The 22,170-nt window shown below is 60.7% G+C and carries 23 protein-coding genes; 14 read left to right on the plus strand and 9 right to left on the minus strand.

Annotated features, from left to right (window positions below):
• Positions 1 to 32: 32 nt before the first annotated feature.
• Positions 33 to 2,069 carry an FAD-dependent oxidoreductase gene (locus ACILSO_RS14990; protein ID WP_395738240.1) on the plus strand — a complete coding sequence of 679 codons (2,037 nt, stop codon included), beginning with the start codon at positions 33 to 35 and terminating at the stop codon, positions 2,067 to 2,069.
• On the opposite strand, the gene ACILSO_RS14995 is transcribed toward ACILSO_RS14990, so the two are convergent.
• Both ACILSO_RS14995 and ACILSO_RS15000 read right to left on the minus strand, forming a co-directional pair.
• Positions 2,026 to 2,952, minus strand: coding sequence for a YndJ family transporter (locus ACILSO_RS14995; RefSeq protein WP_395738241.1), 927 nt, complete (start codon positions 2,950 to 2,952; stop codon positions 2,026 to 2,028). The two genes, ACILSO_RS14990 and ACILSO_RS14995, sit on opposite strands and share 44 nt — an antisense overlap.
• Positions 2,949 to 3,485 carry a DUF1990 family protein gene (locus ACILSO_RS15000; protein WP_395738242.1) on the minus strand — a complete coding sequence of 179 codons (537 nt, stop codon included), beginning with the start codon at positions 3,483 to 3,485 and terminating at the stop codon, positions 2,949 to 2,951. The genes ACILSO_RS14995 and ACILSO_RS15000 overlap by 4 nt, the downstream gene beginning before the upstream one ends.
• 122 nt (positions 3,486 to 3,607) lie before the next feature.
• Here ACILSO_RS15000 and ACILSO_RS15005 point away from each other — a divergent pair, with 122 nt between their 5' ends.
• The 3 genes from ACILSO_RS15005 to ACILSO_RS15015 are packed head-to-tail and all read left to right on the plus strand — an operon-like array spanning position 3,608 to position 6,391.
• A complete protein-coding gene (locus ACILSO_RS15005; protein WP_395738243.1) occupies positions 3,608 to 4,270 on the plus strand; it encodes an HAD family hydrolase in 663 nt (220 codons plus the stop codon).
• Between the two features lie 47 nt (positions 4,271 to 4,317).
• Complete coding sequence (locus tag ACILSO_RS15010; protein ID WP_395738244.1) at positions 4,318 to 4,995, plus strand: hypothetical protein; 678 nt, start codon at positions 4,318 to 4,320, stop codon at positions 4,993 to 4,995.
• Between the two features lie 22 nt (positions 4,996 to 5,017).
• Positions 5,018 to 6,391 carry a non-reducing end alpha-L-arabinofuranosidase family hydrolase gene (locus tag ACILSO_RS15015; protein WP_395738245.1) on the plus strand — a complete coding sequence of 458 codons (1,374 nt, stop codon included), beginning with the start codon at positions 5,018 to 5,020 and terminating at the stop codon, positions 6,389 to 6,391.
• Between the two features lie 89 nt (positions 6,392 to 6,480).
• Here ACILSO_RS15015 and ACILSO_RS15020 read toward each other — a convergent pair whose 3' ends face one another.
• The gene (locus ACILSO_RS15020) at positions 6,481 to 6,792 is read right to left on the minus strand and encodes a hypothetical protein (protein WP_395738246.1); all 312 of its coding nucleotides are present in this window, start codon (positions 6,790 to 6,792) and stop codon (positions 6,481 to 6,483) included.
• 246 nt (positions 6,793 to 7,038) lie between these two features.
• Here ACILSO_RS15020 and ACILSO_RS15025 point away from each other — a divergent pair, with 246 nt between their 5' ends.
• From ACILSO_RS15025 to ACILSO_RS15035, 3 genes are all read left to right on the plus strand, one after another.
• A complete protein-coding gene (locus ACILSO_RS15025) occupies positions 7,039 to 8,439 on the plus strand; it encodes a DUF2851 family protein (protein ID WP_395738247.1) in 1,401 nt (466 codons plus the stop codon).
• A gap of 25 nt (positions 8,440 to 8,464) precedes the next feature.
• On the plus strand, positions 8,465 to 9,883 hold the full coding sequence (locus tag ACILSO_RS15030; protein WP_395738248.1) for a pectate lyase: 1,419 nt from the start codon (positions 8,465 to 8,467) through the stop codon (positions 9,881 to 9,883).
• 96 nt (positions 9,884 to 9,979) lie between these two features.
• Complete coding sequence (locus tag ACILSO_RS15035) at positions 9,980 to 10,690, plus strand: hypothetical protein (RefSeq protein WP_395738249.1); 711 nt, start codon at positions 9,980 to 9,982, stop codon at positions 10,688 to 10,690.
• 256 nt (positions 10,691 to 10,946) lie between these two features.
• On the opposite strand, the gene ACILSO_RS15040 is transcribed toward ACILSO_RS15035, so the two are convergent.
• Complete coding sequence (locus ACILSO_RS15040) at positions 10,947 to 11,678, minus strand: CorA family divalent cation transporter (RefSeq protein ID WP_395738250.1); 732 nt, start codon at positions 11,676 to 11,678, stop codon at positions 10,947 to 10,949.
• A 186-nt stretch (positions 11,679 to 11,864) separates the two neighbouring features.
• Between ACILSO_RS15040 and ACILSO_RS15045 the strand changes: the two genes are divergently transcribed.
• From ACILSO_RS15045 to murC, 3 genes are read left to right on the plus strand one after another with little or no spacing between them, the layout of a single operon-like run.
• Entirely contained in the window at positions 11,865 to 12,110 is a 246-nt protein-coding gene (locus tag ACILSO_RS15045) for a hypothetical protein (RefSeq protein ID WP_395738251.1), read from the plus strand.
• Complete coding sequence (locus tag ACILSO_RS15050) at positions 12,107 to 12,508, plus strand: HNH endonuclease (protein WP_395738252.1); 402 nt, start codon at positions 12,107 to 12,109, stop codon at positions 12,506 to 12,508. The genes ACILSO_RS15045 and ACILSO_RS15050 overlap by 4 nt, the downstream gene beginning before the upstream one ends.
• Positions 12,509 to 12,527: 19 nt before the next feature.
• Positions 12,528 to 14,834: a UDP-N-acetylmuramate--L-alanine ligase gene (gene murC / locus ACILSO_RS15055; RefSeq protein WP_395738253.1), complete on the plus strand. Its 2,307-nt coding sequence runs from the start codon at positions 12,528 to 12,530 to the stop codon at positions 14,832 to 14,834.
• Between the two features lie 7 nt (positions 14,835 to 14,841).
• Here murC and ACILSO_RS15060 read toward each other — a convergent pair whose 3' ends face one another.
• Entirely contained in the window at positions 14,842 to 15,543 is a 702-nt protein-coding gene (locus tag ACILSO_RS15060; RefSeq protein WP_395738254.1) for a hypothetical protein, read from the minus strand.
• Positions 15,544 to 15,706: 163 nt separating this feature from the next.
• Between ACILSO_RS15060 and ACILSO_RS15065 the strand changes: the two genes are divergently transcribed.
• The 4 genes from ACILSO_RS15065 to ACILSO_RS15080 all read left to right on the plus strand — a co-directional run bounded on the left by ACILSO_RS15065 (position 15,707) and on the right by ACILSO_RS15080 (position 20,713).
• Positions 15,707 to 17,623, plus strand: a complete 1,917-nt coding sequence (locus tag ACILSO_RS15065; protein ID WP_395738255.1) for an O-antigen ligase family protein — start codon at positions 15,707 to 15,709, stop codon at positions 17,621 to 17,623.
• 51 nt (positions 17,624 to 17,674) lie between these two features.
• Complete coding sequence (gene leuD / locus ACILSO_RS15070) at positions 17,675 to 18,277, plus strand: 3-isopropylmalate dehydratase small subunit (protein WP_395738256.1); 603 nt, start codon at positions 17,675 to 17,677, stop codon at positions 18,275 to 18,277.
• Between the two features lie 33 nt (positions 18,278 to 18,310).
• Positions 18,311 to 20,065 carry a putative manganese-dependent inorganic diphosphatase gene (locus ACILSO_RS15075; RefSeq protein WP_395738257.1) on the plus strand — a complete coding sequence of 585 codons (1,755 nt, stop codon included), beginning with the start codon at positions 18,311 to 18,313 and terminating at the stop codon, positions 20,063 to 20,065.
• A 255-nt stretch (positions 20,066 to 20,320) separates the two neighbouring features.
• Positions 20,321 to 20,713, plus strand: coding sequence for an endonuclease domain-containing protein (locus ACILSO_RS15080; RefSeq protein WP_395738258.1), 393 nt, complete (start codon positions 20,321 to 20,323; stop codon positions 20,711 to 20,713).
• Here the strand turns inward: ACILSO_RS15080 and ACILSO_RS15085 are convergent.
• From ACILSO_RS15085 to ACILSO_RS15100, 4 genes are all read right to left on the minus strand, one after another.
• Positions 20,703 to 21,374, minus strand: coding sequence for an esterase/lipase family protein (locus ACILSO_RS15085; RefSeq protein ID WP_395738259.1), 672 nt, complete (start codon positions 21,372 to 21,374; stop codon positions 20,703 to 20,705). The two genes, ACILSO_RS15080 and ACILSO_RS15085, sit on opposite strands and share 11 nt — an antisense overlap.
• Positions 21,371 to 21,682 carry a type II toxin-antitoxin system RelE/ParE family toxin gene (locus ACILSO_RS15090; RefSeq protein ID WP_395738260.1) on the minus strand — a complete coding sequence of 104 codons (312 nt, stop codon included), beginning with the start codon at positions 21,680 to 21,682 and terminating at the stop codon, positions 21,371 to 21,373. Before ACILSO_RS15090 ends, ACILSO_RS15085 begins: the two co-directional genes overlap by 4 nt.
• On the minus strand, positions 21,679 to 21,897 hold the full coding sequence (locus ACILSO_RS15095; protein ID WP_395738261.1) for an addiction module protein: 219 nt from the start codon (positions 21,895 to 21,897) through the stop codon (positions 21,679 to 21,681). The genes ACILSO_RS15090 and ACILSO_RS15095 overlap by 4 nt, the downstream gene beginning before the upstream one ends.
• 64 nt (positions 21,898 to 21,961) lie before the next feature.
• Complete coding sequence (locus tag ACILSO_RS15100; protein WP_395738262.1) at positions 21,962 to 22,093, minus strand: hypothetical protein; 132 nt, start codon at positions 22,091 to 22,093, stop codon at positions 21,962 to 21,964.
• Positions 22,094 to 22,170 lie beyond the last annotated feature (77 nt).

Below are 22,170 nucleotides of genomic sequence, written 5' to 3' on the forward strand. Positions count from 1 at the left end.
CTGGCTCGCTGCCTGCGTCTGAAATGCGGACTATGCTCAAGATCAAGCAACCCGACCGCATTTTCAAGGTAGCCATCATCGGCGGAGGGTTTGCAGGAGTCTATTGCGCACGCGAATTGGTGAGCATCACCCGCGAGATCTCAGGCATGACGGTGGCCATCATCGCCAGTGAAAACCACATGGTTTTCCAGCCGATGCTGCCTGAAGTCGCCGGAGGTTCCCTCTCGCCGCAGCATGTGGTCAATCCCATCCGCATGATCTGCCAGGAGGCCGAGGTGCTGAAGGGCGAGGTCACGCACATCGATCTGGAAAACCGCATCATCACGCTGAATGGTGGCATGTTCACGCCGCAGGTCACGGTGGGCTTTGAGCACATCATGCTGGCCCCCGGCGCAGGCGTGGACCTCAGCCGCATTCCCGGCATGGCGGAGCACGCCTACCTCATGCGCACCGTGGGCGATGCCATGAAGCTGCGCGCCGCCATCATCAGCCGCATGGAGGAGGCCAACCTGATCACCAGCGCCAAGCTGCGCAAGGAGCTGCTCTCCTTCGTCATCGTCGGCGGTGGGTACTCTGGCGTGGAAACCGCCGGGCAGATCCAGGATTTGATCGTCGGTGCGCTTCGTTTTTATGAAAACATCAAGCCGGATGAACCTAGCGTCACGCTCATCCACAGCGGCGAGCGACTGCTCGGCATGCTGAGCGACAGCCTCGGCACCTACACGGGGAAATGCCTTGCCGAGATGGGCGTGAAGATCCTCTTCAAGAGCCGTGTGCGCGCCGTCACCGCGCGCACCGTGCAGTTGGGAGATGGCACCAGCCTTTCCGCCACGCTGGTGGTCTGCACCGTGGGCAATGCACCGCATCCGCAGATTACCGCCTTGGGTGCCACGGGTGCCCTTCCGGTGGAGAAAGGCAAGGTCGTGGTGGAAGCTACCGGCCAAGTGAAAGGCCTGAAAAATGTGTGGTCTGCCGGTGATTGCGCCGTCTTTCCCAAAGCCGACGGCGGCAACTGCCCGGAGACCGCGCAGTTTGCCATGCGGCAGGGGGCGCTGGTGGCCAAAAACATCGCCGCTAGTTTCACCGGACGCGCCTTCAAGTCCTTCCGCTTCACTGGTCTCGGCGAACTCGCCACCATCGGCCATCGCAAGGCGGTGGCGCAGGTGTTTGGCATGCGCTTCTCCGGCATCATCGCCTGGTTCATGTGGCGCAGCATCTACCTCATGAAGCTCCCCGGCTTTGACCGGAAGCTGCGCGTGATGGCGGAGTGGACCTTCGAGATGTTCTTCCCGCGCGACATCAATCTCCTGACGCCCAGCTTTTCCTCACCGCTCGGCGAAATGCACCTGGAGCCGGGCGATTCTCTTTTCCATGCCGGTGAGCCGGCGCAATCCCTCTACGCCGTCAAAAAAGGCAACGTCAACATCACCGATGCGCAGGGCCAGATCGTCAAAGCCGCCGGCCCCGGCGAGCACTTCGGAGAGCGCGCACTGCTCAGCGACGGCATCTGGCGTTTTGATGCCCAGGCCACCGAATCCAGCGAACTCGTGGCCATCGATGGCGAGACTTTCAAGACCCTCGCCAGGAGCATCGGGTCACTTGATGCGCTCTTTCGTGGCACCGCGCAGCAATATCATCTGCCGGAGGAAATTCAGCAGACGGTGAACATGATCCCCGAAGCCACCCGCCAGTGCTGCGCCGCCGATGTGATGACGAAGAACATCGCCTCCCTCGATTCCAGCGTCACCGTGCAGGATGCCGTGGCCGAATTCCAGGCGCACCCGCACAGCACCTATCCCGTCACCGCGAACGGCTGCGTCATCGGCCTGCTGCGCCGCTCCGTGGCCTATGAGTGGCTGAAAAACCACGGCCTCACCTGCGCGGACAAACTGCAGACCCTGCCGCTGACCAAGCCCTTTTGCATCACTGCCGACACCCCCGTGCCGGTGCTGGTGGGCACGCTGATGCGGAGCGGCGTAAGCAAAGCGGTGGTGGTGGACGCGGAGAAGAAGCTGCTGGGAATGATCACGCTGTTTGATTTGCTGAAGGGGGCGAGGCAAGCCGGTTGATGGAACTTCGCCAGGCCAGAATCCCGCACAGGCCAAAACCAAACGCATTCAGCGTCCCGTGGATCTTCCACATTTGCGGCATCGTCAGGGCGAAGTCTGGCAGCACATAGCGCAGGCCAAAGCCAAGCGCGAGTAGCATGGCGGCCAGGAGAGATGCGCCTGAAACGATGAAGCCGAAGCGTGGCATCGTCGAATGCTGTCTTTCCAATCCCCGTCGCATTTGCGAAAGGGCCACGCCCAGCGCTCCAAGCACCAACACGACCACGACAAATGGCTCCACGAATTTCCACACCCCGAAGTGGGTGCAGGTGATGCCCGTGGCGACCAGAGGAACACCGAGCAATATCGCCACACATGAAAAGCGCGTCCAGCATCCCGGCTTCGCTTTGGCATTCAGCCCTGGCATCAGAGGCAGCGTGAATCCTGCATGATGGAAATGCGCAGCAGTTAGCAGCACGATCAGCGGATCGAAGCCCCAGGGTGTCCAGTTGGCGCGATTGGCCACCAGCCATGCCGCACCGATAGCGGGGAAGACTGCGGCCATCTGCTCGCAAGCAACGCTTGCTGAAGGAACTCCTTGGCTGCGCCACTTTGCCGACACCTCTTTCAGCGCATAGACGCGCATCGCCAGCCACGGCAGCGCACACAGGGCCGACCCAACGCCGGGCTTGAGCAAGAACGACCCTGCCATCACCACTGCAGCCACGTATTCCAGCCTGTGCCGCCAGGTTTTCGTTCCATGCCAAAGGGGCATCAGCATCAGCGCCGAGAAAAGCAGCAGTGCCTCCACAAAGACAAAATCGTCAAACGCCAGCGCCAACACCGCCGCAGCCCAGACCAGCGGTTTGATCCAGGATTGAAACGCATAGGCATACCGGTTCATAGCGCCTTCATCCTCCGCTGCGAATCCCGCACAAACCGGCATTGCCACCAGCGGGCCAGCGGAAAGCCGAGCCAGGCCATCCAATGATGCGGATGTGAAAACGCGCGGATGGCATACCAGACGCTGCCATCCGGCCTGCGCTCGATGACGAACTGCTCCTCGCCGCACTCAGCGTGTTCTGGCAGAGTGCCGTACACAAAGCCGTGCGAATTCGCGGAGTCGCAGCGGCGCAGGATGCGGCAGGGGTTTGCCCACCACAGGCCGCAAATGCGCGTGACCATGGCGACGATCTGACCCACCTGCTGACCCTTGGCTTCCAAGCGGTCCACTTCCGCCCAGGTGGGAAACATGACCCATGCGTCCAAGGCCTCGCACGCGGCACGATAAACTTCCTCTCCACTGCCCAGCCTCACTTCATGCTCATCGGCAATGAAGCCGCCTTCAAACGGCGGCGTGTAACTCAACGGCTCATTTTTCCATGATTCCAGCAGTCGGTGCAGGTGTTCGGGGGCGGGGCGTTTCAGGCTGAGCATCGTGCCCGCACGCTGCCATGTCCTTGAGAGCAGACGAACCGAATTTGCACAAAAAGTGCGCTGTCAGTTTTCACGGTTTTCGAATCTTTTGCATCTTGCGACACTTTCGGCCATCCATGCGCATGCCCCCACCCATTCGCGCCGTCATCTTCGACTTCGACGGCCTCATCGTTGATACTGAAAGCACTGGTTACCACACCTGGAGAGAAATCTTCAACACGCACGGCCATGACCTGCCCGTGGAGCGCTACGCGCAGGCGGTTGGTACTGACTTTATCACGGGCGTCTATGACCCCAAGCGCGACCTTGAGCAGCTTACGGGACGCGACTTTGACTGGGCGGCGATGGAACTGGAGCGCAAGGCCCGCGAGGGCGAGTTGCGCAAGCATCTGACCCTGCTGCCCGGTGTAGCGGACCGTCTGCAGGAAGCGGCTGCGCTCGGACTGCGCATCGCCATTGCCAGCAGCAGCCCGCGCGTGTGGATCGACTCCTGGATGGAACAGCTCGGCCTGCGCCATCATTTTCACCACATCTCCACCGTGGATGACACGGGAAAGGTGAAGCCTGACCCCAGCCTGTTTTTGCATGCCGCGGAAAATCTTGGCGTCGCACCTGAAGAGGCCGTCATCTTTGAAGATTCGCTCAATGGGCTGCGCGCCGCGGTGGCCGCCGGAATCCGCTGCATCGTTGCACCAGGGCCCATGACGCAGCACCTGGACTTTACCGGTGCATGGATGCGTGTGGGATCGCTGGCGGAAGTCTCGCTGCGTGAACTCATGCCCTGAAAAGAGGCTTCCTTTTTGCGGCCGCATTTGATATTTCAGAGGCTTCTATGAAAACACGCCGCACGTTTCTCGCTGCTGCATGCACACTCGCATGTGCCTTTCCTCTGTCAGCCCTGCAACCGGCTGAACCCACGGTGCAACAAAAGCTCGACAAGATCATTCTGCCCACGGTGCAGTTCCGCGATGCAACGATCGAGGAAGCGGTGGAATACCTGCGTGTGAAAAGTCGTGATCTCGACAAGACCGAGCCGCTAGTGGTCAAAGGTGTATCATTCATCCTGGACAAGGATGACTCGGCAAAAACGCCTCTGACCCTGGACCTTCGGGACATACCTCTGGGCGTGGCTTTGCGCTACTGCACGGAGTTCGCCGGGCTCAAATATCGCGTAGATGCTCATGCTGTCGTCATCGCAGCCAAGCCGGAGCCCCAGTTTGCACCTCCGGTGCTCGGCAATGCGCGAGCCATCATCTTCCCAAACGTCATGTTCCAAGAGGCCACGCTTGAGGAGGCCGTTGAGTTTTTGCGGGTGAAGTCACGTGATCTCGACAGCACCAAGAAGGGCATCAACATCCTGATCAAACCCGGCGGAACGCCGGCCCCCATCAGCCTCGATCTCCGAGAGATCCCTCTGCATGAGGCCCTGGGATATGTCGCTGCGTTGAGCCGGTACAAGCTCACCACAGACGGCCACGCCTACCTCCTCAGCCCGGCTGCGGGGAAGTGATCTTCCCGGCCACTGTCATGTCATGAAACTGCATCTCCTGCCTTCCCTGTGTCTCATCGCCACACTGCATGGGGCTGAGCCGGCGTGGCTGAGCACGGGTGAATTTCAGTGGGAGAGCTCGCCACCGCTTATTGGGCCCGCGACGGATACCGCGGACCCGGATGTGGCGCTGAAAGACCCGACCCTGGTGTTTCATGAGGGAAAGTGGCATTTGTTTGCCACGCATCGCCGTGCCTCCGGCAAGGTGGACATGCAATACCTCAGTTTCACGGATTGGAAGGATGCCGACAAAGCGACGCGCCACACGCTCGACTTCCACGACCAGTACCACTGCGCACCGCAGGTGTTCTTCTTCACGCCTCACCGGAAGTGGTATCTCATCTACCAGCTGGCCGATGAACGCCGTGCGCCAAAGATGGGGCCGTTTTTCTCCACCACGACCACGCTCAGCGATCCGAAGTCATGGAGCAAGCCGCAGCCCATGATCGAGACGCTGCCCGAGGGTGGCGACAAGATGCGGTGGATTGACTTCTGGGTGATCTGCGACGCCACCAAAGCGCACCTCTTTTACACCAGTGATGACGGCCATTTCTGGCGGCGTGAGACCACGAAAACCAGCTTCCCGCTCGGCTGGTCCAAGCCCGAACTTCTGCTCAAAGACACGAAGGATGAGCTCTTTGAAGCCTCGCATACTTACAAGCTCAAAGGCCGCGAGCAATACTTGACCCTCATCGAGGCCATGGCACCCGGGCAGCGTTACTACAAGGCCTGGCTGGCCGACAAACTCGAAGGCCCCTGGAAGCCGCTGGCTGCGACCCGAGAGCACCCCTTTGCATCATCCGCCAACGTCACGCAGAAGGAACCGTGGACGACGAGCATCAGCCACGGCGAACTGATCCGCAGCAGCAATGACGAAATGCTGGAGATCGATCCTGCGAACTTGCGCTTCGTTTTTCAGGGCGTGGATGATGAGGGGTATAAGGCCAAGAAATATGGGAGCATTCCGTGGAAGATCGGGATTCTTGATTTCCGAATCAGCTTCCTCGAAGAGACCTTGAACCGCATTGTCTTTCCCAAGGTCAGCCTCCGAGGCGCCACAGTGGAAGAGGCCATGGAGTACCTGCACGTGAAGAGTCGGGATATGCAGCTGGCCTCAGGAGAGAGGGCAGGAGGAGTAAATTCCGTCCTTCGCACCGATGAAAAGGCCAGCGCCGCAACCGTTTCCATGAGTGCGGAAAACATTTCCTACCGCGATGCGCTTGAGGAGCTTGCCCGGCAGTCCGGTCTGCGCCTGACCATTTTTAGACATCGCGTGATGCTGGCTCCCAAAGCAGACAAAATTTCAGCAGGTCCTTCGGAAAGTGCTTCTGAGGATCCTTTTCGTGCTCGGCCATGACTGACTTTTCGCGTGCCCAAAAAAGCCGCCGCTATGACAGCGGCGGCTTCAAGGGATGAATGGAAATCTCAGCCGGCTTGCGGCAGCTCTCAGTGCGGCCCCGGAGCAGTCACTGGATGATTGAGAAAGGGTCTGGCTTTGGCGCGCTTGCTGATCTTGGGTTCGGCGACGGGAGCCGCTGCGCTGGAAGCGGCTGTGCCAGCTGAGCCAGCCGTGGTGGCGGATCCACCTGCGGCGGTGCCTGCCGGAGCAGCGGGAGCGCTGGGAGGGGCCTGAGGGAAGATGCTCTTGATCTGGCTGATGCGCAGAGGCTTTTTGATCTTAGCCGGGGAGATGGGCGGACCGGCTTGGGCGATGGCGGCAAAGGCCAGCAGAGAGGCGAGCATGAGCTTCGTTTTCATGGCGGTGATGATCTTGGGTTGGGAGGTGCATCTCATTCAGAAAACAGCCTTCCCTGGAGTGACCGCAGGGCGGATTTCCTAAACTTCTCGGTGAGATTAGCCAGATTCGCTCCTGTTGCAATCTTGTGCATCTGAAGCGGCGGTTTGCGGGCAAAGGGAAAAGCGTGTCACTTTCATCCCGGACATGTTGCAGATTTATAAATCCGGTGGCATTCCGCGCCAGCCCCGCCTTGGTGCGGGCCTGCCATGACGCCGCTCCCGCTAGCCGACCAGTATGCACGTTTTCGCGATGCCGTGTTTGCCGGTGTGGCCGAGGTGCTGCCGGGATTTGCCGAGCCGATGACGGAGATGGAACTGCAAAGCCTGTGGTTTGCCGGGGCCTTTGGCAGTGAATTCACCACCACGGATGGCAAAGCCGTAAAGATCGCTGATTTCGGCGTGTGGAATTCGGGCGCGGGCCCGGACTTCAACCACTGCGCCGTCGTGATCGATGGCCAGACGCTGCGCGGGGACATCGAGCTGGATCCCGACGCCCGCGACTGGGAACGGCACGCACACGGGGCGAATGAAAACTTCAACCGTGTGGTGCTGCACCTTTTTCTGCACGCGCCGGAGGAACGCTTCTTCACGCGCACGAGTGCGCACCATGCGGTGCCGCAGGTGCTGCTGCACGCCGGCATGCTGCCGGAGGGCACCAAACCGAAGCAGAACCTCGCCCCGGCACGGCTGGGGCGCTGCTCGACGCCTCTGCGCGAGATGGACGCCGCGCGGGTGCAGTCCATCATTGAATCCGCCGCGCAGCATCGGCTTGAGCTGAAATCGAAGCGGCTGCACCGCAGCGTGGCCGCGCAGGGACGCGAGCAGGCGATCTACCAGGCGCTGGCGCAGACGCTGGGCTATCGAAAAAATCAGCAGCCTTTTGCGATTCTCGCCCAACGGATGCCGCTGAAAAAGATCACGCAGATGGATGCCGCGAAGCGCGAGGCCTGGCTCTTTGGCATCTCCGGATTTCTCGAAGGCATACGGAGTGACGACACCGAACCCGCCACACGCTCCTACCTGCGCCAGCTGTGGAGCGAATGGTGGCGGCTGCGCAGTGGCGTGGAGCGCTGGCTGGACGACCGCCAGGCGCTGCGCTGGAAGCTCAATGCCATCCGCCCCGGAAACCACCCGCAGCGCCGTCTGGGAGCGCTGGCCGCCATGCTGGAGTCGTGGTCCGCCATCGTCACGCCGCTGGCAGATGCCACACGCTGGAGCCAGGCCGCTTGGCGTGAATCCCTGCTGGCGCTCACGCATGATTTTTGGGCGACGCATTACACCCTGCTGGCAGATTCCGCGGAGAAACCGGTCGCCTTGATCGGAGAAACACGGGTGCAGGAGATGCTGGCGAATGTGGCCTACCCGCTGCTGGTGCCGGAACGGACGCGCCTGTGGGCGGAGTATCTCGAACTCCCCGCGCTGCTCGACAACCAAAAGGTGCGCCTGGCGGTGCAACGCCTGTTTGGCGACGACCCCAAGTCGAAGGATTTCAGCAAAAAACTGCATCATCACCAGGGACTGCTGCAGATTTATGAAGACTTCTGCCTGGAAGATGACTCCGCCTGTGCGGACTGCCCGTTTCCGGAAAGACTGAAGGAGTGGACCTGATCCGGACGTTTCCGCATTCCCAGCCATGCGCCCTCTGCTCCTTCTCGCCCTGTCCTCGTCGTTCGCTCTCGCAGAACTGCCTGACCCCGCTGCCATCACGGCGGCCATGAAAAAAGCTGTCACCTACGCGCACACCCATCTCGCACGCGAGGGAGGTTATGCGAGCAGCTGGGACAAGGAGGGCAAGATCGGCGAGGTCGAGCATGGCAAGTCCGCCACGCTCACGTCCATCCAGCCGCACGGCACCACCACGATGGGGCTGGCCATGCTGAGGGCCTATCAGGCCACCGGAGATGAAGTCTTTCTCACAGCTGCCAAGGATGCGGCGAAGTCCCTGATCAAATGCCAGCTGGCCACCGGCGGCTGGGACAGCGACTTCGATTTCGATCCGGAAAAGATGAAGCGCTACCATCTGCGCAGCGATCTCGATGCCGGGGACAAAGAGCCTGGCAAACGCCGCAACTCCTCCACGCTCGACGACAACAAGACTGAGTCCGCGCTGCTTTTCCTGCTGGAGATGGTGCATGAACCTGCCTGCAAGGACGATGCGGAACTAAAGCGCTGCACGAAGTTTGCCTTCGACTCCCTGCTCGCTGCCCAGGCTCCAAATGGCGCATGGCCGCAGCAGTTCAGCGGCCCTGCGGATGCCAGCGCGCCGGTGGTCAAAGCCAGCTATCCCGAGACCTGGAGCCGCACGTTTCCGGCTGTGAAGTACACCGGCTTCTACACGCTCAATGACGACAATCTGCAGCAGATCGCCCGGGTTCTGTTCCGTGCCTACGATCTTGAGAAAGATGAGCGCTATCTCGCGGCTCTGAAAAAGCTCGGGGAGTTCTTCCTGCTGGCGCAGATGCCTGAACCGCAGCCAGTTTGGGCGCAGCAGTACGATCGCGACATGCACCCGGTCTGGGCGCGCAAGTTTGAGCCGCCATCGGTCACGGGTTACGAAAGCCTTGGCGCCATGGAGGTGCTGCATCAGCTCTGGGTGGTCACGGGAGATGACAAATACCTGCGCCCCATCCAGCCCGCACTCTCGTGGTTTGAGCGCTCCAAGCTGGCCGACGGCACGCACGCGCGCTTCTACGAACTGCAGACCAACAAGCCCCTGTTCTTCGTCAAGGATACCTACGTCCTGACCTACGACGACAGCAACATGCCCACGCATTATTCCTTCAAGACCAGCCAGCAGAGCAAGCTGGAGAGTTTCAAAAAGCAGCTGGCCAAAGGCCGCGAAGAACTGCAGCAAAACTTTGCGGGACCGCAGACCCCGAAGGAATGGGCCAGCCGTGCGAAAGGCGCCGCCTCCAAGGCCAAAAAAGCCGCTGAATCTCTCGATAGCGAAGGCCGCTGGATCAAGGACGACCAGATCGACGCGGGGGAATTTGTCAAAAACTTGAATGCGATGACGCATTACCTGGAAGCGCGGAAAAAGAGCGGGGAGTAATGCCCCTGCCGTTCGTAGTTTTCACAGTTCCGGGCATCATTCGCCGCTTCGAACTTCTTGCGGTTCGAAAAGCTGGCTTCTTATATGACTTCTGTGATGAACAATTCCCCCACTGCCTCGTTGAATGTGGTGTTTGAATTCTTGAACGCGTCATTGAAGCCCGAGGTGAAGGAGTGTTTCCGCATGCAGGAGATTCACAAGGACATGCCGGATTTTCTGGCCTACGGCTCCTTCACACTGGAAGCATACAACATTGTGCGCGACTCATTCATGCGGTCCGGAGAACACCCTCCTGTGTGCAGCTTATTGGAGGACTTTTGTCTGTTTCACGAGACGGATCGGGCGACGGCCATTACATGGGCATATGCCCTGTACCTGAAACAGCAGGATGTGCTGGAGGCGCTGGGAGCAGATTATGCCTTCAACTGGAAAGGCATCCTGACCGAGGTGCTGCCTCCAGAACGAGACATGTCCATCACCCGGCATGACGTTCCCGAATGGCGGAACCTGGTGGTGCCGACGGATGTCTGGGCGCAATGCCAGTGTTACGGGTTTGACAGCCTCGTCGTCCTGCGCGGAGATCGGCTGCTATGTGACAAGAACATCGCTTATTACAATTACCATTCACACAACACCTCATGGGACCGGGCCTGGGAAAGATATCAGGCTGGAGGAGGTCATCGGGCCTTTGTAGCCGGCAGTCTGAACCGCCTTCCGAAGACGGTGGACGGCCCGCGGCAGACCGTCATCACAGGGACACATCGGGCTTTGCAGGAAGGCTCTCTCAAATGGGAGCCGCTCGCCTAGGAGCTGTGGCGGCTGGCACTCCCTGAAGAGCCGGCCACGCTGCTGTGCGATGATTTGAACTTTTTCCGCTACTCCTCAGTAGTGGTGCTGCGCGCTGGCTTCGTGCAGGATGTCGCCGGACAATAGTGACCCGGTGCCGGCCCCAAACATGGCTGGACCTGATCCGAGGGCATGGTCTATCTACCGCTGCACCCCTCGGGCACGTATGGCAACACGCCCGCCCCGGACGCAACGCTGCGGCCCATGGCGCGAGTCCTTAGCGCCTGGCCACCAACGCGCTCATCACAAGACCGATGGCCACGCCAGCCGCGGCGATGAGCCAGAAGTTCGCCGGTGTGTCGGCCACGTCCGCCTTCACATACATGCTGAACAAGCCGGTGAGCGCGGTGAGCGGCAGGAACAGCGCGGCCATCACGTTCAGACGGTGGGAGGTGTTGGCCATGATCTGCGCGCTTTTCGCCTGGGCCTCGGCCTGCTTGGCAACGGTGAAGTTCAGGCCAAACTGCGCGTCTTGCAGCAGCAGCTCGGCGGTGCGCTCCACCGCTGCGGCCTGGTCGCGCAGATTGATCACATCGCGGTCTGCTTTCACAAATTCGCGCGCCTGCTGCATGGCGCGGTGGATGCTGCGGGTGCTGCGCAGCACCGGGGCAATGGCCTCCAGCACCTGGTGGTACTCGGCGGCTGTTTGGGCCGAGTGCTCCTGCTTGTCCAGATCATCCAGCCGCGCCGCGTAAGCCGCCAGGTGATTTTGCAGCGCGAGGCTGCCGCCGTTTTCCGGGCTTGATTTCCAAGACCCGTCCGGCTGCCGCCAGAACAGCGCCGGCCTGCGCTCCACATCGTGCGGCCCAGGAAGCTGGTGGAGGATGATGAGCAGATGCCCTTCCTCAAAGATGGCGCGCTGCGTCCCTGCCTCCCGCCCCACCCGGTTGCGAATCGCCTCAGGAATGGTGGCCCACAGTTTCGGAATGATTTGGATTTCTGGTTTCATGATTGGGAATGTTTTTAATCCCGCTGCCATGAGAGCGAGGCGTGTGAGGTGGGCGATTGGAAAATGACGGGGTGATTGTCAGTGATGGGTGGGGGTGGCGGGATAGTCTTCTGGCCCGCCAAAAGACCCAGTTGCAGCAGTAGCGGCGAGGGGTAGAATTAAGCGATGCAATCTAATCTTGGCCTTGTGGACAGCCTGTTCAGCAATGTCAGCGCCTGCTTCAATAAGCAGTCGGCGGAAGCGCTCGTCGCTTTGCGGGCAGACGAAAAAACGACTGCAGCGATCGAAGAAATGGCCGGCAGGTCACGCGAGGGGCTGCTGAATGCCGAGGAACAACGGCAGTATCAGGAAATCGCCCGCGCGGTCAGCTTTGTTTCCGTGCTCCAGGCCAAAGCGCGCGTTTACCTGCGCGAACTACGGCAGAGCGCATGAACAAAGACTTGCGCCAAAAGGTCTGGGAGCGTTCTCAGGGGCGCTGCGAATACTGCCTGCTCAAGCAGGAACATGAACCGTTCATTCCGCTTCAGCTTGAGCACGTTACTGCCAAACAGCATCAAGGCGGGGACGACTTGGACAATCTGGCCATGGCATGCCTGCTTTGTAACAGCCACAAGGGCCCCAATCTGACGGGACTGGACCCGGATACAGGCATCATCACCCGACTCTTCCATCCACGACAGGACGTGTGGACTGCGCATTTCCGTCGGGATGGAGCCTTGATCATCGGTTGCACGGATGTCGGGCGCACGACTGTCTGGTTGCTTCAGATGAATGATGTCGAACGACTTGAACTCAGGCATTTCCTTCTGGAGAGAGGCGAAATTCTCTGAATCTTCCCACCCATCCATCATGACCCACGCCGTACTCAGCCTCCTCAAAGAAAGCCGTCACCCCATGCGCATCGACCTCATTGGGGTTGCTGGCTCGGGGATGAGCGGGCTGGCGCTGCTGCTGCTGGGATTGGGTCACAAGGTCAGCGGCTCGGACAAGGCGACCACGCTGGAGACGGAGCGCCTGCAAAAGCTCGGGCTGCAGTTTTTCCACGGCCACACGGACAAGGAGGTGGAGGACTGTGACATGGTCATCTACTCCAGCGCCATCAAGCCTGGCAACGTGGCCTATGAGGCGGCTTACAAGCAGGGCATCCCGCTGATCCGCCGCGCGGAGGCGCTGGCCGCGGTGATGGCGAACAAGCAGGGTGTCGTCGTTTGCGGCACGCATGGCAAGACCACCACCTCCGCGCTCACCGCGCATGTGCTGCGCCAGGGTGGGCTCAAACCGAGCCACTATGTCGGCGCGGAAATCCCGATTCTCGGGTCCAATGCGCACTGGGATGCCGAGGGCGAACTCTTTGTAGCCGAGGGCGATGAAAGCGACGGCACGCTGGTGAACTTCACGCCCGAACACGCCATCGTGCTGAACATTGAGCCTGAGCATCTCGATTTCTACGATGGCATCGAGGCCATCAAGGCGGTGTTCCGCCAGGTGCTCAGCCAGACGCGCACGCACTGGGTGTATTGCGCGGAAGATCCCGTGGCCAGCGAAGTCTGCGCCGGGCCTCAGGGCGTGAGCTACGGCTGGAGCCGCGCGCACGATTTCTCGGCGAACATCCTCTCGATGAAGCCGGATCACTCCGAGTTCGAGGTGTATCAAAAGGACCAGCTTCTTGGCACAGCCACGCTCGGCATTCCCGGGAAGCACAATGTTTCCAATGCGCTCGCGGCCATCGCGCTGGCGACCCGCTGCGGCGTCACGTTTGAGGCCATCCAGCATGCGCTGCGCACGTTCCGCGGAGCAAAGCGCCGCTTTGAAATTCGCCACAGTGGCGAGCGCTTTACGGTGGTAGATGATTACGGCCACCACCCGAGCGAAATCGCCGCGACGCTGGCGACTGCGAAGGGCCTGAATGCCAAGCGCATCGTCTGCCTCTTCCAACCGCATCGCTACAGCCGCACGCAGCTTTTGAAGAAGGAATTCGGCGCCAGTTTTGGCGATGTGGACGAACTGTTTATTACCGACGTTTATCCGGCGAGCGAGAAGCCGCTGCCCGGCGTGAGCGGCGAAACCATCCTCGAAGAAGTGCGTCTGCAAAACGACCACACCAAAACCGGCAGCACGCCGACGATGCCCATCGCGCGAGACAAGGTGGGCAATGCGCTGCGCCCCGGCGACCTGCTCATCACGCTCGGCGCGGGCAATGTGCATGAAGTCGGCCGCTGCATCGCGCGCGACCTGCCGGTGCTGGAAAAACTCTGCGCCATTCTGGACGCGAACGGCGGTGGCGTGGCAAGGCTGTATGAGCCGATGAACCGCCACACGACCTGGCTCATTGGCGGTCCCGCGCAGTATTGGATCGAGCCTCGCAATGAGGCAGCGTTTGCGGAAGTGGTGCGCTATTTGCGCTCGGCCTCCATCCCGATCCGAGTCATCGGTCGCGGCTCCAATCTGCTGGTCAAAGACGGCGGCATTCGCGGCGCGGTCATCCACACCAAGGGCGACTTTGAAAACGTGACGGTGGATGGCGACGTCATCACCGCCGGAGCCGGAGCACGGCTCAAGAAGATTGCCAGCGCGGCACGCAATGCGGGCATCGGCGGCTTTGAATGGATGGAGGGCATTCCCGGAAATCTCGGTGGCGCCATCCGCATGAATGCGGGTGCGATGGGCAGCGAGACTTTTGACCGCATCGTCAGCGTACGCTTCATCGACACCGACGGCAGCATCAAGGAAAAGCCGCTCGCTGAGATCACGCACCACTACCGCAATGTGCCGGAGTTTGAGGAGCGCTACGTCGTTTCAGCCACGCTGAAAGGCAGCCCTGCGCCGCAGGCGGAGATTGATGCCAAGCTCGCGGCCTCACATCAAAAGCGCCGCACGTCCCAGCCCGTGGGTGCCAGCGCCGGCTGCACGTTTAAGAATCCTGAAATCTGTGGCGCTGGAAAGCTGATCGACGACCTGGCCCTCAAAGGCCGCAGCATCGGCAAGGCCATCGTCAGCGATGTGCACGCCAACTTCATCGTAAACCAAGGCGGTGCCACAGCCCGCGAAGTGCTCGACCTCGTGAGCCAGATCAAGGAAACTGCCATGCATGAGCGCGGCGTGACCTTGGAAATGGAAGTGAAGGTCATCGGCGAGGACCAGCCGCTGCCGCTGTGAGAATGGTCTAGCTGAGGATCTGCCCGGAAATCTCATGGGTAGAGACAAACTGCTGAACCTGCATGGCGGGATCGCAGGTGGCGAAGCGCGCAGGGGCCATCATGGTGGAGTTGATGACTCTGGAAGCCCCAGAGTCAGGCGAGAGGATCGTGGCACCATGCAGCACGCCGTGGGTACCACCGGCCGCGCCGGGTTCTGCCATGCAGTTGTTGATGACGACAATGCGCGACCTGCTTTCCTGCCAGTCTGAAACGGTGGTGAGATAGTCCTTCAGCATCTCCGCCCCGGCACTGAACATGGGATTGTGCTTCTGCAAAAAATCCGCCGGGGTAATCCCCAGATCATGCGCGCAACGGGAAAAGTCTGCGATGTGAAAGTCACTGCGCACCGACGTGGGTTCATAGCCCAACATTAAAAAAGAACGGTCTGGGGCACCGTCCAAATGCAGACGGGTCGTGGTCTGCTGATCGAAGCGGCCAAGCGAAAGATACTCCAGCGGCTCGCTCCACCGCTCCGCATGCAGCACTGAAAGGCGCTCTTTTAGGAGCCGCATGCTGCGCCGCAAATCGTGAGACTCCGTGCCGGCAGGCAAAACGAGCACGGCAAAACCCGACTGGATAAAGTCGGTGCGAAACACACGCTCAAAAACGGTTTCGGCGTCCTGGAGAACGTCTGTCGATTCAATAAGCATGCTGGCAGCCCGGGTCATGGGAGACGGGAACCTTGCCCGGGAAGCCACGCAAGTCCCATCTGCGGCCGATGCGCTGTCGCTGTGACAAACGTCTGACAAGTCGGCGCACTTTTTCAGTGTCCAACTCCGGAGAATCGGTGTTCATTTTCAGCTTGTTCCGTCCTGGGGCGGTCCTTTTGGCATGCAGAAACTCGCTCTCATTCTCTTTCTCCTCGGCCTGTTCGTGACCGGATTGCTCGGCACGGAGACGCGGCTGCTGTTCTTCTGGCCGGGGTGCATGCTCATCGGGCTGGCGGGGATGGTGGCAGTGCTGCGGTGGAAGCTGCGGGTGAGCTTTCAGCCGAGCGACTGGTGCCTGCTGACGATGCTCGCGCTGACGGGTTATGTGGGATGGCGCGCCTTTACTTCTCCAGTGGAGGTGTATGCGCGGGAGGACGGGGCGGTATTGCTCGCCTGCTTTGTCGCTTATTTACTGACCGTCACCGCATTGAGCCAGTCGAAATGGCGGCTGGGAATCGTCTGCGTGGTTCTGGTGCTGGTGGCGGGAGATCTGACCGCCGGGTGGGTGCAATTCAAAGGGCGCTGGGACTTCCACCTGGTGCCGGAATTTTCGCGCTCTTTCCCGGCGGGGCGCATCGGCGGTTTCTTCAACAATCCCAACCACCTCGCGGCTTTTCTTTCCCTTGCGGCCTTTCTCTCGGCGGGGGTCATGCTCTTTGCGCGCATCCACATCGCCTCACGGCTGCTGCTGGGCTTCGGCATTCTCAGCATGCTGGCAGGCGTGGTGCTGACGATGAGCCGGGCGGCCATGCTGGGCCTGGCTGCCGGCGGCATGGCGATGGTGCTGCTGACGCTGTGGATCGTGTGGCGCACGAAGCGGCCGCTCTTTAAGTGGCTGCTCATCGCCCTGCTGCTGGTCGGCGGCGCGGCTGGCGCCGCACTTTACAAGGTGAACGAAGACTCGATGCTCACGCGACAGCTGGCCACACCGCTGGGCGAGGACATGCGCGTGCACATCTGGCGCGCCGCGCTGGCGCAGCATGCGGATTCGCCGTGGATCGGCGTGGGATCGCGCATGTTTTACGAAGGCGGCATCACGCATCGCGATCCGGCTTCTTCCGCGCAGACGGGAGATTCGCTCTTCGCCCACAACGAATACCTGCAGACCCTGGCGGACTACGGCTGGGCAGGGCTGGCGCTGGTGGCGCTGGTGATCCTGGTGCACCTGCTGAACGGGCTGCGCTTCCTGCGCTGGTTCACGGCGGAGAAGTATCCGGCCACCGGGATGCTGGGCAGCAATGCGCTGGCGCTCACGCTTGGAAGCATGGCCGCGCTGCTGGCCACTCTGGTGCATGCGGTGTTTGAATTTCACGGCCATATCCCGATCACCGCCCTTTTGGGAGCGGTGCTGCTCGGGCTGCTGGCCAATCCGGGTATCGAGAGCGAGGTGTACAAGCCCCGCCGTATCTGGGGGCTGCGCTTCCTCATGAAGATCGCCATGCTGGTGGCCTCCGCCACGCTGGTAGGTGCCGCGGCGGTCTATGGCACTGCGGACGGCCATGGGGCCTACGCGCGCGTGCAGAACAGCCGCGGACGGACGGCCGAGGCCCTGGACCATTTTGCCCGGGCTGCTGCCATGGACCCGCGCAATGCTGTGCTGGCCTATCAAAATGGATTGGCCCTGATGAATTCGATCAACTCGGGAATGACCAAGGAGGCCTATCTCCGAACGGTGGACTCGTCCATGAAGGAGCTCACCCGGGCGACCACGCTGAACCCCTACAATTACCTCTATCAGCTTGCCCTGGCGGACACCCTGGATGCCTCCGGAAAATACGACGCGGCTTTCCAGGCGATCCAGCAGGCGCTGGCCTTGGCCCCCCTCTACGAGGAGCCGCGCATGGCGCTGGGCATGCACTACCACCGCATGAGGAAGTATCGGGAAGCGGAATTTGCCTACCTCTGGGCCGGTCAGGCGAAGGCCATGAACCCCGCGGGCACCGTCAACTGGCTGGACAACTACCGCGAACTCCTGCGCCAGACCGCCCTGGAGGCCGAGCAGGCCCGGGCGGCCCTGATCCAGCAGCAGGGACGTTGAGGCGTGCATTTATTTGCCCTCGCGCCGAATTCCGCTAGTATGGCGGCCCCCATGGCACTCGCAAAAATCACCCAAGTCGCCGGCACCGGCGTTTACGTTCCCGGTTCGGACATCGACACCGACCGCATCATCCCGGCACGCTTCATGAAATGCGTCACGTTTGACGGACTCGGCGAATACGCCTTCTACGACGTTCGTTACGACAAGGACGGCAAGCCCACCGGCCACCCGCTGGACGATCCCCGCTTCAAAGGCGCAAACATCCTGCTCTCCGGCACCAATTTCGGCTGCGGCAGCTCCCGCGAGCACGCCCCTCAGGCCCTGTACCGCTTCGGCATTCGCGCCGTCATCGCCGAGAGCTTCGCGGAAATCTTCTTCGGCAACTGCACCACGCTGGGCATTCCCTGCGTGTGCGCGAGCGCCGCGGACATCAAGGTGCTGGCCAATGAGATCGAGCGCAATCCGAAGCTCGAAGTCACCATCGACGTGGTTGCTGGAAAGGTGCTTTTTGAAGACCAGGAATTTGGCATCACCCTGCCCGGCACCGCCCATGAGGCGCTGACCACAGGCAAGTGGGACCCCATCGCCGAGCTCCTTGAGAACAAGGACGCCGTGCATGCCCGCATCACCGCGCTGGGTTTTGCCACCGCCTGAGGCTGAGCTTGTCCCCCCACAGCATCCTCTCGCATGGCCGCCACTGAAACAGCCGCGACGGAAAATGCGTCGCTGATCAACCGCATTTCCTCGGCCTTGCGCCAGACTGCGTCGCCCGACACGATCCACGTGATCGGGCATCGCAATCCGGACACGGACGCGATCTGCTCTGCGATCGGTTACGCGGCATTTTTGCGCGATGTGCGTGGCATGAAGGCGGAGGCCGCCTGCTGCGGTGAGCTGAGTGTGCGTACCAACTGGGTGCTCCAAACCGCCGGCGTGCCCAACCCGAGGCTGCTGCTGGATGTGCGGCCCACGGCCTCCACCATCTGCCGGCGCGATGTCTTCACCGCCAGCCCGCACCAGACTTTCCTCTCGGTGTACCGGATGATGATGGACCACAACTTCCGCAGCATCCCGATCGTGGATGATGAGGGCCGCCTGCTGGGCATGCCTGCCATCCAGGAGCTGGGTCAGCTTTTCCTGCCCGCGCAGACGAACGACAAGACGGATGCTGCCAACCGTGAAGTGCGCAGCAGCCTGCTGAACATTGTGAACGCGCTCGATGGCATTTTGGGCGGCGCGGCTCCGGACTTGGAAACAATTCAGGATTTTGTGCTCGTCGTTGCAGCTTCCAGTCTGGAGACCACGCGCAAACGTGCGCAGCAGTTCCCCGCGAATCTTCTGGTAATGGTCACGGGCGACCGCCCTGAGATTCATGAGCTGGCCATCGAGATGAACGCGCGCTGCCTCATCATCACCGGCAAATTCAAAGCCACCACCAGCGTGCTGAAGCGGGCGGCGGAGCAGGGCGTTGCCATTATTTATTCGCCCTACGACACCGCCAGCACTTCGCAGCTGCTGCGTTTCTCGCGGCCCATCGGCGAGGCCCTGTCGCACGAATTTTTGTCCTTCGGCTCACGCACGCCCATCCGTGAAATCGTCCCGGCGGCGCAGCATTCCAGCCAGCCATTGTTTCCGGTGGTGGATGAGGAAACGCAGAAGCTTCTCGGCGTGTTTTCCAAGTCGGACCTGATCGATCTGCCCCGCATGAAGCTGGTGCTGGTGGATCACAATGAATTCGCCCAGGCCGTGGCCGGTGCGGATGAAGCCGAAATCATCGAGGTGATCGACCATCACCGCCTGAGCGGCAATCTGCGCACCAAGGAGCCGATCCGTTTCATCAACGAGCCCGTGGGCAGCAGCTGCACCATCGTGGGCATCATGTACCGCATGCGCGGCGCGGCCCCGGAGAAAGCCACCGCCATCTGTCTCTGCGCAGGCATCATCTCGGACACGCTGCACCTCACCAGCCCGACGACCACGAACACGGACAAAGAGATTCTGGAGTGGCTCAGCGGCATCGGCGGGATCGACAGTGCGCAGTTCGTCAAAGACTTCTTCGCCGCCGGCTCCATGCTGCGCGAGAACACCCCCGACCGCGCGCTGGAAAGCGACCGCAAGGTCTTCGAGGAAAACGGCTGGCACATCAGCATCTCCCAGATTGAGGAGCTCGGGCTTGATGAATTCTGGAAACGCGAGGCGGACCTTCAAGGCGCGCTGCATGCCCTTCTCACGAAGCACAATCTCCATTTCGCCTGCCTCATGGTTACGGACATCACGCGACACCACAGCGTGCTGCTGGTGGCCGGAGACCAGCGTGTCATCGATGCCATCGACTATCCGCAGGCCAAGGAGCACGTGTATGACATGGCGGGCGTGGTAAGCCGCAAGAAGCAGCTGTTCCCATACATGAGCCACGTGGTGACGAAGCTGGCGGCGCCGTGAGGTGAGGCTGGCGGGGCGGAATATTGCCCCCTCACCCGGCCTCTCCCCGAAGGTCACACTGAGCAATCGCGTCCTCGACGGGGAGAGGAGATTTGCGTTGTGGCTCCGATTTATTTCCAAAGAAATCCAACGCGAATCTCCCTCTCCTCGCCCAAGACTCCGCTGCTCCAGGATCAACTTCGGGGAGAGGGCTGGGGTGAGGGGACGACAAAAAGCCCTCTTGACGATTTTCGTGCCTTCCGACGTATTGACCCCATGCTCACGCGCCTGGAAGAAATTCGCCATGAAATCACCGGAGAGCGTCTCACCCTCATCGAGTTTGCCCGCAAGCTTCGCCAGGATGCCACCGACCCCGAAGCCCTCCTGTGGGCCTGCCTGCGTGATCGTCGAGTGAACAAACGCAAGTTCCGCCGCCAGCACCCGGTGGAGCCTTATATCCTCGATTTTTACTGCGCGGATTTAAAGCTGTCCATCGAGCTGGATGGAGGACAGCACAACACCGCCGAAGGAAAGCAGCACGACAAAGTGAGAGAGGCATTTTTGCGCTCTCAGGGCATCGAGACACTTCGATTCACGAACGACGACATGATGCGTCACACTGACAGCGTGATGAACATGATCTGGAATCGCACCGCCCTCACTCCCTAAAACTCCCCGTCTTCAAAAACCGGGTCACTGCGCGAAACACCGCAGGCTGCAAAATGATGGTCGCGTGATTCGTCGGCAGAAGCACGAAGTCTGCCTCTCCCTCTCCATGCGAGCTAGCGATGGTGACAACACCATCTGACTCGTCGCCTAAAAAACGCCGAAAAACCGGCAGCGTGTCCTTGTTTCCCATGATGACGCCGGTGTCTGGCGGGAGAGGCCCGAGGGTGTTGGGCGTGCTGTTCGCATCGGTGCCCAGCTCTGCGGACACGGGTCCAAGAAGCCAGCGCACCCAGCCCCACTGCCGCAGTTCATCGATGATCTGGCTGCCTTGATTTGGCGGGGCCAGCAGCACCGCACGGCCGAGCGGAAACTTCGGGTCCCGCTGCGCCGCCCAGGCTCGGAACACGATGCCACCGAGCGAGTGCGTGACGAAATGCACCTGCGTTCCTTCCTCAATCTCCAGCTTCTCCAGCGCCGGATTGATGTGCTTCTGCACCGCATCCGCAATCGAACTGCGGTGAGACGGATAGCCGATGCTCTTCACCCGGTAGCCGCAATACTTCAGCCACAGCCCCACCATCCACATGCTGCGCCGCGACCGGCCAAGTCCGTGAATGAGGACGACTGTGGGGGTGGGCTGGGTTGTTAGGTCGGTCTTCATGACATTCGGCTGCGAAGTTCATCCCACCATGCCTCAGGATCACGCCGAGGGTCGGCAACACCGATGATGACAATGCCGCGCGATTCTGGAACGTAAAACAATGCAAGTTGACGCCGCCTGATCATGAGACGCCGAACTGGAAACCTCCAGTTCGGTGGCATCCGAGGAAACTGAACAAGCAAGGCAGAAGCTGTTTCGACCTGAGTCAGCAATTCCATGCCCTTGCCTTCCCGAACATCCTCAGCTTCAGCAAAGAAACGCTGCAAGTCGGCCTCGGCAGCCCAAGTCCAGACGAGCTCGTGCTTCATGCACGAGAGGCCAGAATTCGAGCTTTGACATCACTCCAGGCAGATACCCGTTCCGGGTGCTGCTGATACTCCTGCCACCGCTGTTCAACGAATTCAGCCAAAGCAGGGTTGTCGTCAGGGGTGTCGTCCATCACATCCTTCCAAAGCTCTGCCATGAGGGTCATCTTATCCTCGTCGGGCAGTTGCGCGAAACCTGGAAAGCGTTCGGCGATCATGGATAGAAATTATGGCATCGACGCCGTCGAGTCAATGTTTGATGCCCTGTCTGATCCGACAGCCTCAGGATTTCGAATTCGCGAGCCAGAGCATGCGCTTGTTCGGCTTCGTTCTGGGCCCGTTTGAAGCGATCACTCCCAGCACCTTGTCCGTCGTGGCCGCAAAGGTCGCGTAGTCGGTGGTGGAAGGCTTCAAGCGAATGGCCTTTGGTGCCTTGCCAGCTGCTTGATGCAGTTTTTTTCGGTACTCACCTTGGCTGAAGGTTACGACAC

Source organism: Prosthecobacter sp. (assembly GCF_044226605.1).
Classification (GTDB): Bacteria; Verrucomicrobiota; Verrucomicrobiia; order Verrucomicrobiales; family Verrucomicrobiaceae; genus Prosthecobacter.